The organism is uncultured Capnocytophaga sp. (assembly GCF_963525585.1).
Lineage (GTDB): Bacteria > Bacteroidota > Bacteroidia > Flavobacteriales > Flavobacteriaceae > Capnocytophaga.
The window spans coordinates 1-15478 of sequence record NZ_CAURLX010000016.1; the positions used below are offsets into that span (position 1 = coordinate 1).

Below are 15478 nucleotides of genomic sequence, written 5' to 3' on the forward strand. Positions count from 1 at the left end.
ACTATAAGTAATATTCACAGGAGGACAACCTCCCTCTGTCCTAATAGCTGTATTTCTAGTCAACTGATTCCCACAAGAGAGTGTAATATCTTTAGGAAGTGTCTCTGGAACAAATTTTAGAGGAGGAATAGCCTTAGGAGTAATAGTAATCACCTGCTTATGTATGGTCTTATTACCACAGGAATCGGTAGCAACCCAAGTATAAACTACGTTTAATAGCTTTCCTCCCTTTATTTCCCTACTTTCTGAGTAAGTTACTATCGCATTGCTACAGTTATCGGTAGCCGTTAGAATCATAAAAGTAGGTATTTTATCCCCTTCTTGTAGGGTGATATCTCTAGGAAGCTCCTCTACAAAGGTAGGAGGGGTAGTATCAGATACTTTTATAGTTTGTCTATGAACTATAGAGGTGCCACAGTGATCCGTAGCTTTATAGCTACGTACTAATATATAGGTATCTGGACAGGTACTCGTGATTCTTTCATCACTATAAGTAATATTCACAGGAGGACAACCTCCCTCTGTCCTAATAGCTGTATTTATAGGCAATTGATTTCCACAAGAGAGCGTAATATCTTTAGGAAGTGTCTCTGGAACAAATTTTAGAGGAGAAACAACCTTAGGAACTATCGTAATTACCTGCTTATGGGTAGTTTTATTACCACAAGTATCCATAGCTACCCAAGTATATACTACCTTTGATACCCTTCCTTTCTTTACTTCCCTATCTACTGAATGGGTCACTATTGTACTACTACAACCATCTATTGCTTTAAGATAGGTCTGTATAGGTATATTATCTCCTTCTTGTAGGGTAATATCCTTAGGAAGGTCCCCTATAAAGACGGGAGGGATAGTATCCTGTACTCTAATATATTGCTCAAAAGACAATGATGTATTACATTCATCTATAAAGGAATAGGTACGTTTTACTATATAATTAGCTTTGCAGGTATATTTTATAGTTTCCTCTTTTATAGAAGAGGTAATCTTCCCACACCCTCCCTTAGTTTCTATAGGAGCTGGACTAGGCAAATCACTAGGGCATACTACACTTGACCATTGGTTAGGTAAGGTACTGGTAATAAAGGTAAGAGGTTCTTTTGGGGATTCTGGAGGTAAGTTAGGATTATCTTTAGTAGGAACACCTATCTTATTCTCCCCTATTAGGATCATCTGTGTATATTCTATATGTTGCCCACAACTATCTTCTGCTACAAATACCCGCTTTATGGCGGTATTAGGTAGATATGTAGTAGTATCCTTGGTATCTTTGTAACTAATTTGTGGGCTCTTGCACCCCCCTGTAACAGAAGGAAATTCTACAGTAGGTACCTCTGATAGGCTCTTTACTGAGATATCTTTAGGTAAGGTATTAGTAACAAATTGTAAAGGATCAGGCTTAGTATGGTCTTTACTCACCATAAATCCCCCCTGATTATAGGGTCTCCTAGTAGATAAGGCATAGGCAAGCCCATCTATGACCTCTACTTTAATGATTCCTTTTCCCTTGAGGTGCTTTGCATAGCCCTGAGTAGCCCCTATATCTATATTAGGAAGAGTGATCTGACATTCTCCATTATTAGGGGCTTCATTAACAAGAATGTATTTATAGGTCTTTCCTGAGTCATCAGAGAGAAGAATACGCACCTTAGTATCTGGGGAAAACACTTTATTATCTACCTCCCATTGTATTGAGATACTTTGCCCACCTTGATAAGTTTTGTTAGCTTCATAGGTGCCATTATCAAAATTTTTTATCTCAAAGGGCTTTCCTTTTACAATATGCAACTTAACTTCTGCCACATCATACTTAGGTAAGTGATTGGGATCTGACAGATTATGATCAGCTACCCCAAGCCAAAAGGTAAAATTCCCTGGCGTATAGGTTTGTGGGAGTTGTGTATAGGCTGCTGGAGCAAATGTAAAGGGCTCTGTAGTTACCCACTCCTCCTGAAATCGGATACAAGGATTGGTTGTTCCCTTATAAGTGAGAAAGCGAGCATTGGAGATAGAGCTATGAAAGCGCCTGTCAGCTGGGTGGGCTATATAGGTAAGTTCATCGCCTTCTGGATCGCTTCCTGTGAGGTAAAATTGAAAAAAAGTACCTTCAGGAATGGTATATTCTTTCTTAAGGCGTGCTGTTTCTAATTTAGGAGGCTGGTTATTACTTTTGACCCCATAAACAAGGTTTGATCCTGTATCTGGAAGTTGTTTTCCTCGGACTTCACTTCGAGCTCTATCAGCATAATAAGCCATAGAATTTCCTAAAAATGCTCTTATCACCTGCAAGCTTATCAAGGAGAAGAAATCACGAGAATATTCGTGCCCATAGCTCATAATAGATTGTCCACTTCCTGTCTCTGTCTTATCTGTATATTGCCCACCATTAGAAAAAGTATGATCTGCTCCGAACATATGGCCTATCTCGTGAGCTATAGTAGAAGGCTTAATAGGACGTGCAGCTGCATTGGCTTTTCGGTGTTCCTCATAAGCGGCATACACTGAAGCCAATCCGTTATAATTTTCCCTATAATCTGTGATAATTACAGCTAGGTCGTATTTACTTGGCGAATAATACTTATTGAATGTTATTGTCCCATTATCCACAACCGTATTAGCTCGAGTTCGCCTAGGGAATAGTTGCTTATCCTCAGAAGTGATTATCAAGTTATCATCATCAATAAGCTCAAAATCTACCCCTACATCATTTCTGTAGAGTTCATTGAGAAAAGTCAGAGTAGCATACCAGAAAGTTCTTATTCTATTAATATTTCTATTAAAATTCTTGGAATTATAATAACTATAATCTACAGGTAATGCAAGGCGATAGTGCCTAAAAACTCCATCGGTATGAATAAGACTTTTGGGATAAAGTGAGTTATGTATTTCTGGCTGTTCTATTGGTGCATCATTTTCATCTTTATCACCTTCAGGAAAAAAGTTCCGAGCAACAGCGCTGGTCTCAGAAGAAGAAGCACTACCACATTTATCCTCTGTAATAGCCTTTATTTGCAGAAATCCCTTAGGAGTTGTTGTTAATTGATAAGAAGTTCCTCCATAGAGCAACTCTCCTGTAAGTATATGGTTATCAAAGGAGATAACTCCCACAAAATGTTCTTCATAATAGCCAACAAAGCTACGATAACCTTTTGTGTTATAAGAACCTTTGCGTTCTGACCAGCTTATAGAAAGGCGTTCTTTGCTACTAGATAAAGGAACCGACCAATCTACAGAGGAAGTTTGCTGAAATATTGCAATAATATCCTGTACTTTTTCTTGTGCATTAACCGCTCCTAACCCTATGAAAAAGAGGAATAAACAACGTAAAAAAGCTTTCATCTGATAACTAAAGACTAGAATAAGGCAAATTTACGAATTATTTTATCATCTTTAAAAGTTTTTTATTAATTTTTCTTTTCTTGAGATTCTGGTTTATATACCAATGGAATAGACAATACACTCTCATTTCCTACCTTATCAGTTACAGTAAGTTCAAAGATATATTCTTCATCGGTAGTAAAATACTTATCGGAAAGGGTGAAAAATAACAGATTTTCCTTATGCTCGTACTCCATCAGTATCCATTTTCCATTTATAGTTGCAGAATACTTACCTATTCCACTGAAATCATCCTTTACACTTACCTTAAGTTGCTCTAGGTTAGCTATATTATTTTTTTCTTTAGAAAAATTCAAAGCCTTAAGAGTTGGAGCCTGTTTATCGGTAGTGAGAACAAATTTTCCAAAAGTTTTCACCCTTCCCGATAGAATATTATCTCTACGATAGGTGCTTTGATAGTATTTTTTCCCCTTCCCTTTTACAGAGGCTATACACACATAAGGGAGTTCGCTTTCTGTATATTGTGTAGGAGTAAATACGATATTATACTGTTTTTGAAGAGGTTGCACAGGAGCTTTTATTGAAAGAGTATCTCCTATTTGTGCTACTTGTATGTAAGTATCCGCAAAAAATGTATTCTCCGGAAAGAAGACTGTCGCTTGATCGGTTTTATACATATTATCACGAGAAGCAACTAAGGGAGTTCCCTCCTTTTCGGGAAATTTCTGAGTAATTACTTCTTTTTTTCCTTCTATTGGAATCGTAATTATAGCTGTATTATGGTTAAAATCCTCTACTTCAACCGTAATCCAATAGGTAAGACCTTCTTCTATCTCAATTACTCCCTCTTTATCTGCTTGGGAATAGATAGAAAGCTTGTTATAAGGCTTTTTATAAAGGAGTTGTACTCGAGTTCCTTTCTGTACATAGAGAGGATAGTCTATAAAAGTATTCAGATATGGGTCTTCTCCATTGACTAATTCATCGAAAGTATAGGAAAAATTTATCTTTCCATTAACCGACATTGTTACCTTATACACGCCATAGGTGTTATAAGTTCCTGTCATCTTATCAATGGCTTGTATGCCAATTCCAATCTTCCCTTGTGCTTGTATTTTGGCTGTAGTATAAGAAGCTTTATCCTTAGCCAAAATGAGTTCTTTAGGCACTTGTTTTCCTTCAATAGCCGAAGATTCTTCCAATGGATAAGCAACTACTTTATACACCAAAGGAGCTACATCATCTTCGTTGGGATAGCCAAAAAGAAGAGGATTATAAGCATTCCCTGTAGCTGTATCGCGGATTTCATAATGCAAATGAGGTCCAGCACTCCCTCCTGTATTCCCACTCAAGGCAATCAAATCTCCTTTTTTTACAGGAAAATCCTCTGGCTTAGGCTCAAGCTCCACCTCGTACTTTTCCAGTAGATATTGACGTTCTTTGACATATTTTTCTATAGATGGAGCGAATTTCTGCAAGTGAGCATATACAGTAGTATATCCGTTGGGATGTGTAATGTATAACACCTTACCATAACCATAAGAGCTTGTCCGAATACAGGAAATATAGCCTTCTGCAGTAGCATATACATTATATCCTTGCTTATTCTGAGTTTTGATATCCAAGCCTCCGTGGAAATGATTGGGACGTAATTCACAAAAATTTCCTGCATATACTAAAGGAATATCCAAAGGAGAACCAAAATAGTCCTTAGGATGTTGTTTTTGAGCTAAAAGAGTAGAGAAAGCAAAGAAAATTGCCAGAAAAAAGATCCTTTTATTCATTGTTTGGAAAATAGCACGCAAAATTAGTATTTTTCAGTTACCTATCAAATTTTTGAAGAGATTATTTTTTATCGAGATTATCTATCGTGTATTTTTGGAAAATAGACTTTTTATCTCATACTAAACTAAGACAAAAGTAACAGATAACTAATTGGTTATCCATTACTTTTTCCTCTAAATTAGTTTTATTTCTGGAAATTATGCTAATATCTGTGTAGCTCGTACTGTATTCACAGGACCTTGATAGCTTATTGGCATAGCACTAAGGCTGATAACAATATCTCCCACTTGTACGTGTCCTTCACGAGTAGCAATACGGTTAATGTCCTCTATAGTCTCATCAGTGGATACGTAACGATCATAATAGTAAGTAGTTACCCCCCATAGCAGGCTGAGCTTGGTAAGTAGTCGTCGGTTAGAGGAGAACACCAAGATATGAGCACTGGGGCGCAAGGCAGATACCTGAAAAGCTGTATAACCACTACCTGTAAGGGTGGAAATAATCTTAGCATCCATTTCATCAGCAAGGTGAGCTGCACTAAGACAAATAGATTGGGTCACAAAGCGTCCATTTCCTTCTCTCACAGGAGAAGTACGAGGTACATTGATAAAATCGGAATCTTCTACACTTCGAATAATATCAGACATTTTTTCGATTACCTGTACTGGATATTTCCCAGTAGAGGTCTCCGCAGAAAGCATTACAGCATCAGCTCCATCAATAATAGAGTTAGCCACATCATTTACCTCAGCACGAGTAGGTGTAAGGCTCTCTATCATCGTTTCCATCATTTGGGTAGCTATAATCACAGGGATTCTAGCTTCTTTAGCTTTACGAACTAACTCTTTTTGGCGAAGAGGTACTTCCTGAGCTGGAGTTTCTACAGCTAAATCACCTCGAGCGACCATTAACCCTTGACAATTAGCAATAATCTCATCTATATTAGCCAGAGCTTCAGGTTTTTCTATCTTAGCAATAATAGGAATATCCTCAGAGGTATGTTCTTTAATCAGTGCTTTAAGGTCTTCTATATCCTTGGCGTGGCGTACAAAAGAAAGTGCTATCCAATCCACCTCTTGCTCGATGGCGAAAATAGCATCTTTGATATCTTTTTCTGTAAGAGCTGGTAAGGAAATATTGGTGTTAGGTAGGTTCACCCCTTTTTTGGACTTGAGAATACCTCCCTGTACTACTTTTGCCAAAACAGTATCTTTTCCATTGGTAGAAACAACCTCGAATATAAGCTTTCCATCATCCAGAAGTACGCGTTCGCCTGCTTTTACATCACAAGGAAACTGGGTGTAGTTCATATAAGCACGCTCCTTGTTCCCAACAAAAGGTTCTCCTGTGATGAAAGAAATTTCATCACCTTTTTCTACGAAAACATTCTCCTCCATCTCCCCTACTCGGAGCTTAGGACCTTGTAAATCTCCTAGAAGAGCTACGTGTGTTTTGAGTTCTTCTTCTATAGCTCGCACTTGTGCGATACGTTGCTTTACCTCCTCATAATTGGCGTGAGAGAAGTTGATACGGAATACATTGGCTCCTGCCAATATCATCTGTTTGAGTATCTCTGGACTATCTGTAGCAGGCCCTAAGGTAGCTACAATTTTGGTTTTTTTCTTTCCTATCATACTATTAAAATATTAATTTAGTTTTGATTTCAGTTATTTTTTTTCTTTCTTTTGGAGAAAGTCCTTCTTCAGTGAGAATGGGAATTTCATAGATAGCTTCTATCCATTGTATCGCTTGTAATATGGAAAGATAGTCTTCTTCTGGGTCATAATTGCTAATCCGCAGAAAGTAATCTACCTTAGGAAGTGTAGGAACTAATAACTGTAGTTTTTCTACATTTCCAAATAAGTCTTTTCCTACTACTTGGTAAGTTTTATTGGCAATAATATACCAAATCTCCTCTTCATTCCTACAATAGGAAAACAAGGGAAAATGTATATCTGTCAGGGAATCCCGAAGTTCTTCAGGAGCACGAACAAAAGCTGTTTCTAGCTCTCTATTAAGCCAATAGGCAAACTTAGGAGGAGCGAAAGCACTGTGAATAGCAAGCAAAAGTTCATTCACTTCCTCCTCTTCAAAGTCTAGTTGATATTGTTTTGCCATTTTTCTCTATGCTTCACTATCCTCTGGCAAATGTAGCAATGTAACTCCTGCTTTTTCTAAAAATTCCAATCCACTAGTATCTTTATAAGCTTCTTTATAAACAACCCTTACTATTCCTGCCTGATGAATCAGCTTGCTACATTCCTTACAGGGTGACATTGTGATATAAAGGGTTGCTCCTATACAGGACTGAGTAGAGGCTGCTACCTTAAGAATGGCATTAGCCTCAGCGTGAAGTACATACCAAAGAGTCTGTCCTTGTTCATCCTCACAACAATTGTCAAAGCCTGTAGGCGTACCATTGTAACCGTCCGAGATAATCATACGATCCTTGACAATGATTGCCCCTACTTGCTTACGCTTGCTATAAGAGAGCTTTGCCCATTCTTGTGCCATACGCATATAAGCGCGGTCGTATCTTTCTTGTTTTTCCATATTTGATGGCAAAGGTACTACTTTTTGAATAATATCACTATTTTATTCCTATTTTTTTATCGGGCTATCGTATGGGCATAATTTCAGCAACCAATTTAGGGTACATCTTTTGAAGCTCTTTTCCATACTCTGGTTTTCTTTCCATAGCAAAGTCACCAAAATCATAATTCAGTTCAGGCCACTTTTCATTTACAGTATCGCGAATGATGTCCTCATCGCTATCAGGACGAGCTTCCGCATTGGCCGCATCGGCTACATAGAGAAGTTCCTCTGCCCAAGTCTCTCCTATATCAAAATGGTACTTGCCTGAGACAAAGGATTGTATGTCCTTGGTGATGTCGTCATAAAATTCTTTACCCTTAAGCAACAGCCAACAGCGGAAATAGATAAAACCATCATCAGAAACATAGCCATCAAAACTATAATTATCTCCCTCTTTTTCATATTCATTTCCTAAAATGATATAAAGTTCCGCTATAGAGGCTGTATAAAGAGATATAAGTTTCTGCTCTAAAGTTTTTTGAAATAGAATCAATTTCTCTTCGCTATATTTAGATAAGTAGGTGGCGAGTTTTTCTAAATGTTCTTCCAGATCATAGGCTTTCCAATCTTTTTTGTTGTATTTGTAGCTCTTTTCTATGGCTTCCCAGAAGAAATAGTCGGCTTTTTCCTCCTCTGAGTATTCTCTTTTCTCAGGAGCAGCCTCGCCTTCTTTGAGTTCTGTATAGCCTTTCTTGAGTTTTTGTGCAATGAGCTTTTCGCTTTCTTTGGTACATTCTTCGGCTGTAGCAAATTCCTTTACAGCTTCACGCCCTGCGGTACCTGTTTTCCCATAAACGACGGTTTGGGTAGTACCTTCAAAATCTATATCCCAAAACTTATCCGATTTGGCATCTTGATAGATAAACCTTCTTTTCATTTGTATAAATTATTAGCTGTTAGTAATTATTTTAAGTTTTTTTAGCCAACTCAATATGGGCTAAATGGTGCTTGCCGTGCCACACACTCTTGGCTATTTCCTGCTTTATGGACACTTTTTGCCCACTCTGTGGATGTTGGTAGGTCTTTTCGAAATCCTCTGGAGTAAGAGCCCTTAGGAGCTTCCACCAGCGCCAATGTACTCCATTTATGATATACAAAGAGGGTGCTATATAAAAGTCTCTTGCCTCAGGAAGCTCTGCCCACAAGGTTTCTTCGTAGGGTTTTACCATAGGGTTTTCTTCCGTTAGGGCAAGCTTACAACGAATAAAGCTATTCATATTCACATCGGCTAAGTGATGTACTATCTGGGCTATTGTCCAGCCTCCTTCTCTATAGGTAAGGTTGAGTATATTAGGCGGACATTGTTTTACTGCTTCTTCTAACAAATAAGGAAAGCGCCTGAGCTCTTCTATATAAGTGTTTATGTGCTTCTGGGTAATTTCCTTAGGTAGCTCAAAAGCACCTATAGGATATTTTATAGAATCCATAAGTTAGGAATTATCTGTATTTTTCTTTAGAAACTTGTTGCTTGTCATTACTAAAAGGCTTCCCAAGAGTAACGCCACGAAAACAAACAACCATTTGCATACTCCATACATTGTATATCCAAACACTACAAATTGTGTTATCTCCATACAATAGCGCCTATCATCTTCAGGGCAGAGAAAATAAGTAGCACACATCATTGTAAGCCAAAATGTTGTAATATAGAAAACAAAAATAAGCAATACTCCTAAGATAAAATTCTTGAACCTACTATAAAGATGGCACTTCAGCTTTTGCCCTATAAAATAAGCCAATACAAAGGTAGGTATATAAAGCGCTGTAATGGTGGCATAGGTACGTATAGCTCCCATTGCAGTAACATAGGTCTTTGATTCTATATTTATTACACAATGCATAAAAAGACAAAAGAGCATATATTCTACCAATAAAGATAGTAGTATATACTTAGTAGAGGCTTTCATATAGGACTAACTTTGCGCAAATATACAAAAAATCCTTAATACTTAATCCAGAAAATATAAAAAGGCTGTTCTATTATAAGAACAGCCTCTGAATAAAAATATTAAGCTAATTTGCTACAGGTTTATCTTTCAATCTCTCAAGAATAATAGCATTTCTTTCCTTGATACTGAGATATTTTGATCCATAAGCTGCACTCTCCCAATCTCCATAAGAAGTATTAGGAAGTACAATATACTTTTTACCAAAAGCTGCACGATTTTTTTGTACCGCTTCTGCACGCTCTTGAGTAGTCTGTTTATCAAAATCTTTATCAAAATCCCCTAGATTATCCCCTAGCAGGAGAACAATATTATATTTCTGGGCGATTTTCTCACGTCTGCTTTCCTTGCTTTTCTCTGCTGTACGGAATATGAGGTGATCATCTCCTTGATATGGGAAGTTATAACGTTTGATATTCAAGGCTGTTCCTACTCGCTCATTTTCCTTTCGGTTAGTTACATAGAAAATAGCTACTCCTTTCTCGTGTGCATACTGATAGAACTCCAAAGCTCCTGCCAAAGGAGTTGCCTCAGCCTTAGCTGTCCAAGCCTCCCAGGTATTTTGATGGAATTCTGCTCCTTTTTTACCACAAAGGACTGCATAATAAGAAGTATTTAAGAAAGTCTCGTCGATATCCGAAACAATAGCTAAGGGCTTATCACTCTTTTGAGCAAGCGCCTCATCTAATCGCATACGAGCTACATTAAACGCCTGTAGGCACAAAGCGTCATACTCTGCTGCCTGTTGTTGGAAAAAGGCGGCATAGAGTTTCCCATTTTCTGCTAGCTCTTCTTCTTTACACTTATCCATTCCTTCTTTGAGATAGGACTGTTGTGCTATGGTAGGAGTTGCCAAGAATAGCAACCCATAAAGTAGTAGTTTTTTCTGTCTCATCTGATTAAATTTCCGGCGGCAAAGATATAAAAATATTTTAAATATCTAAAATCAATCTTCTATTTAATGATTTTTTTTATTTTTCATCCAAAACACAAAATTTAAAACCATATTTAACTTTATTATTAGAGAAAAATATTTTGAAAAAATCTACTTATTAAAGATTAAAAATTTATTATGTACGTTTTATAAACTTCCATACAATCAACTATTCAAATATATTTGTTAAAAATATTAAAAAGGATAATAATATCTTTTATTTTATATTGAATAATTCAACAAGATATATTAATTTTGCAAATGATAAATAACTCAAATCCTCCTTAAAAATGAATATTAAAGATTTACTTTCTATTTCAGACACTTGGGGTAGCCCCATATATGTATATGATGCCGAGAAAATCAGCTCGCAGTATAAAAGGCTCTCCAATGCTTTCAGTAAAGTACCCAGCCTCAAAATCAATTATGCAATGAAAGCTCTTTCTAATATTTCTATTTTGAAATTAATGAGAAAATTAGGAGCTGGACTGGATACCGTTTCTATTCAAGAGGTAAAATTGGGGCTTAAAGCAGGCTTCACTCCTGAACAAATTATTTTTACTCCCAATGGAGTCTCAATGGATGAAATAGAGGAAGCTACCCTATTGGGTGTTCAACTGAATATTGACAATCTCTCTTTCTTGGAGCAGTTTGGTAGTAAGTACCCCAATATCCCCGTGTGTATCCGTATTAATCCTCACGTAATGGCAGGGGGAAATTCTAATATTTCTGTCGGACATATTGATAGTAAGTTTGGCATTAGTATTCATCAAATACCTCATATCCTACGAATTGTGGAAAATACCAAAATGCATATTAATGGAATACATATGCACACAGGAAGTGACATTCTGGACATTGATGTATTCCTCTATGCCTCTGAAATACTCTTTGATACAGCAAAGCATTTCAAGGAATTACAATTTATAGACTTCGGGAGTGGCTTTAAAGTTCCTTACAAAGAGGGAGATATCCAGACGAATATTGAGGAACTTGGAGAACGCCTCAGCTCTCGATTTTTGGAGTTTTGTAAGGATTATGGAAGAGACCTTACCTTAGCCTTTGAACCTGGCAAATTCTTAGTAAGTGAAGCTGGATATTTCTTAGTAAAGGTAAATGTTATCAAGCAAACTACCTCCACCGTATTTGCAGGTGTTGATTCTGGTTTTAACCATCTTATCCGCCCTATGTTCTATGGAGCCACACATAAGATAGAAAATATTTCTAATCCTGAAGGTAAGAAACGTTTCTATTCTGTAGTAGGATATATCTGCGAAACAGATACTTTTGCTTCTAACCGTCAAATTTCAGAAATTACTGAGGGAGATATTCTCTGTTTCCATAATGCAGGAGCCTATTGTTATACTATGGCTAGTAATTATAACTCCCGCCTACGCCCTGCAGAAGTATTATGGATTAATGGAGAAGCTAAGCTTATCCGAAAGGCAGAAACTTTTGAAGATTTGCTTCATAATCAGATAGAAATTGAACTCTAAATAAAGAAAGATACGCTTTCCTTTTCGGAAAGCGTATCTTAGAACAGATATTTCTTTTTGATTAAACGTCTATTTTACTTTTTCTACAATTGCTTTGAAAGCTTCTGGGTGATTCATTGCTAAATCGGCAAGAACTTTACGATTAAGTTCTATCTGATTGGCTTTAAGAGCTCCCATAAACTTAGAATAAGACAATCCATAAGGGCGAACCCCAGCATTGATACGAACAATCCACAAAGCGCGGAAAGTTCTTTTCTTATTACGACGGTCTCTGTATGCATATACTAATGCTTTTTCAACCGCATTCTTGGCAACTGTCCAAACGTTTTTTCTACGACCAAAGTAACCTTTGGCTTGTTTCATTATTTTTTTTCTACGTGCTCTGCGAGCAACTGCATTTACTGATCTTGGCATAAATTTCTAATTTTTTTTGTAGTAGGCGACTTTTCGTTCTTTTAAGCCATACTCCAAGGTGAGACAATTAATTTACCTAAAACAAATTTGATTTATTTCAAACCTAATTGTTTTTTTACGCTAGCCTCGTCATTGGTATGAACTAGAGTAGCGTGTGTCAAAGCTAATTTACGTTTTTTAGCTTTTTTAGTCAAGATGTGACTTTTGAAAGCGTGCTTTCTTTTGATTTTACCAGAGCCCGTTACTTTAAAACGTTTCTTTGCACTGGATTTAGTTTTAATCTTTGGCATTTTGTTACTTAAAATTAATGATTGAAATATCTGTTATTCTTTTATTTATTTTTTCTTTACAGGCGCTATGAACATTGTCATTCGCTTTCCTTCTAGCTTAGGCATCTGTTCTACTTTCCCAAATTCCTCTAAGTCCACAGCTAAGCGCAGAAGCAACTCTTGTCCTTGATCCTTATACACAATAGATCGTCCTTTGAAGAAGACATAAGCCTTTACCTTAGCTCCTTCCTTAAGGAACTTCTCACCGTGTTTTTTCTTAAACTCATAATCGTGATCATCTGTCTGAGGACCAAATCGTATCTCCTTAATCTCTACTTTAGTGGCCTTAGCTTTTAGCTCTTTAGCTCGTTTCTTCTGCTCATAGAGAAATTTCTTATAATCTACGATTTTACACACAGGAGGTTGGGCGTTGGGAGAGATTTCTACCAAATCCAATTCCAGTTCTTCCGCTAGCCGTAAGGCTTCTCTTGTAGGATATACGCCTGTTTCCACGTTATCTCCTACCAAACGCACTTCTGGGACACGAATATCTCTATTCACCCTATGTGAAAGCTTCTCTTCACTTGCGTTCCTGCTGTTATTAGGTACTTTATTATTAATGGCTTTTCTATTTTAAATTAAACTTAATTTGAGAAAGGTCGTATATTTTTATTAATTTCTTCTTGCAAAAGTAAAACAAAATCAGCAATACTCATAGTTCCCAAGGATTCTCCTCCGTGCTTACGAACTGAAACGGTTTGATTCTTCTCTTCTTCTTCTCCCACAATAACCATATATGGATATTTTTGGGTTTCTGCTTCTCGAATCTTCTTTCCTATAGTCTCATTACGATTGTCAATAGCAGGACGAATATCAGCCTCTTGCAATACAGAAGCTACTTTCTGTGCATATTGCTCATATTTTTCACTTATAGAAAGAATATTTACCTGTTCCGGAACTAACCACAAAGGTAAGTTACCTGCTGTATGCTCTAGCAAAATAGCTACAAAGCGTTCCATACTTCCGAAAGGAGCCCTATGAATCATTACAGGGCGGTGCATCTCATTATCAGCTCCCTTATACCAGAGGTCAAAACGCTCTGGGAGATTATAATCTACTTGGATGGTTCCTAATTGCCAGCTTCTTCCCAAAGCATCCTTCACCATAAAGTCTAGCTTAGGTCCATAGAATGCGGCTTCTCCTGTCTCTATTACATAGGTAAGATTTTTTTCCTTTGCCGCATTAATAATAGCATTTTCTGCTTTAGCCCAATTCTCATCTGTACCTATATATTTAGATAGATTTTCTGGGTCTCTCAAGGATACCTGAGCTGTAAAATTATCAAAACCTAAAGAACCAAACACATAAAGAACCAAGTCAATCACGTGTTTGAACTCCTCATCTAACTGTTCTGGAGTACAGAATATATGAGCATCATCTTGGGTGAAACAGCGCACACGAGTAAGCCCGTGCAACTCTCCACTCTGTTCATAACGATATACAGTTCCAAACTCCGCAAAACGCTTAGGAAGATCCTTATAACTCCAAGGATGTGAATTATAAATCTCACAATGATGTGGACAATTCATTGGCTTGAGCAAATATTCCTCTCCTTCATTAGGAGTGGCTATAGGCTGGAAGCTATCTTTTCCATATTTCTCCCAGTGCCCTGAGGTTACATATAAGTTCTTATGCCCTATATGAGGGGTAACCACCTGTTCATAACCCGCTTGCTTTTGTGCCTTACGTAAGAAAGCCTCTAGGCGTTCTCTTAAAGCAGCTCCCTTAGGAAGCCATAGAGGTAAGCCTTGTCCTACCTTATTGGAAAAGGTAAAGAGCTCTAACTCTTTTCCTAGCTTACGATGGTCTCTTTTCTTTGCTTCTTCCAAAAGAGTAAGATACTCGGTGAGGTCTTTCTGCTTAGGGAAAGATATTCCATATACACGGGTTAGCTGAGGATTATTCTCATTACCTCGCCAATAAGCCCCTGCTACACTGAGTATTTTTACGGCTTTTACAAATCCGGTATGAGGCAAATGACCTCCTCGGCAAAGATCCGTGAATGTACTATGATCACAGAAAGTAATTGTTCCATCCTCAAGAGCCTCTATAAGCTCTGTCTTGTACTCATTTTTATCTTTATAATAGGAAAGAGCTTCTTCCTTGCTTACAGGACGCATCTTAAAGAGATGCTTCTCTCGTGCAATCTCTAGCATTTTAGCTTCTATGGCAGGGAAATCCTTATCTGTAATGGTATTTCCATTGAAATCAACATCATAGTAAAAACCATTAGCTATAGCAGGCCCTATGGTGAGCTTAATATTAGGATATAATTCCTCCAATGCTTGCGCCAGAATATGTGCTGAAGAATGCCAAAAAGCTTTTTTCCCTTCTGGATTCTCCCAAGTATATAACACTAAACTTCCATCCGTCTGCAAAGGAGTTACAGTTTCTATAGTTTTCCCATCAAAACTAGCAGAAATCACATTACGAGCCAAGCCTTCACTGATACTTAGAGCTATCTCAGCTGGAGTTATCCCTTTTTTATACTCTTTAACAGAACCATCTGGTAGTGTAACTTTTATCATTTTCTATATAGTGCTAAAAAACTTGGCAAAAGTAATGTTTTTTTCTATCGTATCAAAATTTTTTTTCAAGTTTTTTATTCCTTTAATTTTAATTTTTGTTTTTATATTT

At 37.2% G+C, this 15478-nt stretch carries 14 protein-coding genes; 1 reads left to right on the plus strand and 13 read right to left on the minus strand.

Going from position 1 to position 15478, the window contains the following annotated elements; translation table 11 throughout:
• The 9 genes from RYK20_RS05415 to RYK20_RS05455 all read right to left on the minus strand — a co-directional run.
• Positions 1 to 3342: reprolysin-like metallopeptidase (locus tag RYK20_RS05415; RefSeq protein ID WP_314894696.1), on the minus strand; the 3342-nt coding region annotated here is incomplete at its 3' end.
• 65 nt (positions 3343 to 3407) lie between these two features.
• Positions 3408 to 5126 carry a M23 family metallopeptidase gene (locus RYK20_RS05420; RefSeq protein WP_311457512.1) on the minus strand — a complete coding sequence of 573 codons (1719 nt, stop codon included), beginning with the start codon at positions 5124 to 5126 and terminating at the stop codon, positions 3408 to 3410.
• Between the two features lie 198 nt (positions 5127 to 5324).
• Positions 5325 to 6761 carry a pyruvate kinase gene (gene pyk, locus RYK20_RS05425; protein ID WP_311457511.1) on the minus strand — a complete coding sequence of 479 codons (1437 nt, stop codon included), beginning with the start codon at positions 6759 to 6761 and terminating at the stop codon, positions 5325 to 5327.
• Between the two features lie 4 nt (positions 6762 to 6765).
• Positions 6766 to 7245: an IPExxxVDY family protein gene (locus tag RYK20_RS05430; RefSeq protein WP_297978094.1), complete on the minus strand. Its 480-nt coding sequence runs from the start codon at positions 7243 to 7245 to the stop codon at positions 6766 to 6768.
• 6 nt (positions 7246 to 7251) lie between these two features.
• Positions 7252 to 7680 (minus strand): dCMP deaminase family protein, encoded by a 429-nt coding sequence (locus RYK20_RS05435; RefSeq protein WP_314894697.1) that lies wholly within the window; start codon positions 7678 to 7680, stop codon positions 7252 to 7254.
• Between the two features lie 64 nt (positions 7681 to 7744).
• Entirely contained in the window at positions 7745 to 8599 is an 855-nt protein-coding gene (locus RYK20_RS05440) for a DUF4240 domain-containing protein (protein ID WP_314894698.1), read from the minus strand.
• Between the two features lie 31 nt (positions 8600 to 8630).
• A complete protein-coding gene (locus tag RYK20_RS05445) occupies positions 8631 to 9149 on the minus strand; it encodes a YfiT family bacillithiol transferase (protein ID WP_314894699.1) in 519 nt (172 codons plus the stop codon).
• 3 nt (positions 9150 to 9152) lie between these two features.
• Entirely contained in the window at positions 9153 to 9629 is a 477-nt protein-coding gene (locus RYK20_RS05450) for a hypothetical protein (protein WP_314894701.1), read from the minus strand.
• A gap of 106 nt (positions 9630 to 9735) precedes the next feature.
• Complete coding sequence (locus RYK20_RS05455; protein WP_314894702.1) at positions 9736 to 10563, minus strand: 5'-nucleotidase, lipoprotein e(P4) family; 828 nt, start codon at positions 10561 to 10563, stop codon at positions 9736 to 9738.
• A 329-nt stretch (positions 10564 to 10892) separates the two neighbouring features.
• On the opposite strand from RYK20_RS05455, the gene lysA reads away from it, so the two are divergent.
• Complete coding sequence (gene lysA / locus RYK20_RS05460; RefSeq protein ID WP_314604012.1) at positions 10893 to 12098, plus strand: diaminopimelate decarboxylase; 1206 nt, start codon at positions 10893 to 10895, stop codon at positions 12096 to 12098.
• Between the two features lie 69 nt (positions 12099 to 12167).
• On the opposite strand, the gene rplT is transcribed toward lysA, so the two are convergent.
• The 4 genes from rplT to thrS all read right to left on the minus strand — a co-directional run bounded on the left by rplT (position 12168) and on the right by thrS (position 15369).
• Positions 12168 to 12512, minus strand: coding sequence for a 50S ribosomal protein L20 (gene rplT, locus RYK20_RS05465; protein WP_297979687.1), 345 nt, complete (start codon positions 12510 to 12512; stop codon positions 12168 to 12170).
• A 92-nt stretch (positions 12513 to 12604) separates the two neighbouring features.
• Positions 12605 to 12802 (minus strand): 50S ribosomal protein L35, encoded by a 198-nt coding sequence (rpmI, locus tag RYK20_RS05470; RefSeq protein WP_297979684.1) that lies wholly within the window; start codon positions 12800 to 12802, stop codon positions 12605 to 12607.
• Positions 12803 to 12847: 45 nt separating this feature from the next.
• Complete coding sequence (gene infC / locus RYK20_RS05475) at positions 12848 to 13342, minus strand: translation initiation factor IF-3 (RefSeq protein WP_297979681.1); 495 nt, start codon at positions 13340 to 13342, stop codon at positions 12848 to 12850.
• Between the two features lie 83 nt (positions 13343 to 13425).
• Entirely contained in the window at positions 13426 to 15369 is a 1944-nt protein-coding gene (thrS, locus tag RYK20_RS05480) for a threonine--tRNA ligase (protein ID WP_314894704.1), read from the minus strand.
• Between the last annotated feature and the right edge of the window lie 109 nt (positions 15370 to 15478).

Coding starts and splice junctions, on each gene's coding strand:
- RYK20_RS05420 (WP_311457512.1), bottom strand. CDS start 5,126: ATGAATAAAAGGATCTTTTTTCTGGCAATTTTCTTTGCTTTCTCTACT.
- pyk (WP_311457511.1), bottom strand. CDS start 6,761: ATGATAGGAAAGAAAAAAACCAAAATTGTAGCTACCTTAGGGCCTGCT.
- RYK20_RS05430 (WP_297978094.1), bottom strand. CDS start 7,245: ATGGCAAAACAATATCAACTAGACTTTGAAGAGGAGGAAGTGAATGAA.
- RYK20_RS05435 (WP_314894697.1), bottom strand. CDS start 7,680: ATGGAAAAACAAGAAAGATACGACCGCGCTTATATGCGTATGGCACAA.
- RYK20_RS05440 (WP_314894698.1), bottom strand. CDS start 8,599: ATGAAAAGAAGGTTTATCTATCAAGATGCCAAATCGGATAAGTTTTGG.
- RYK20_RS05445 (WP_314894699.1), bottom strand. CDS start 9,149: ATGGATTCTATAAAATATCCTATAGGTGCTTTTGAGCTACCTAAGGAA.
- RYK20_RS05450 (WP_314894701.1), bottom strand. CDS start 9,629: ATGAAAGCCTCTACTAAGTATATACTACTATCTTTATTGGTAGAATAT.
- RYK20_RS05455 (WP_314894702.1), bottom strand. CDS start 10,563: ATGAGACAGAAAAAACTACTACTTTATGGGTTGCTATTCTTGGCAACT.
- lysA (WP_314604012.1), top strand. CDS start 10,893: ATGAATATTAAAGATTTACTTTCTATTTCAGACACTTGGGGTAGCCCC.
- rplT (WP_297979687.1), bottom strand. CDS start 12,512: ATGCCAAGATCAGTAAATGCAGTTGCTCGCAGAGCACGTAGAAAAAAA.
- rpmI (WP_297979684.1), bottom strand. CDS start 12,802: ATGCCAAAGATTAAAACTAAATCCAGTGCAAAGAAACGTTTTAAAGTA.
- thrS (WP_314894704.1), bottom strand. CDS start 15,369: ATGATAAAAGTTACACTACCAGATGGTTCTGTTAAAGAGTATAAAAAA.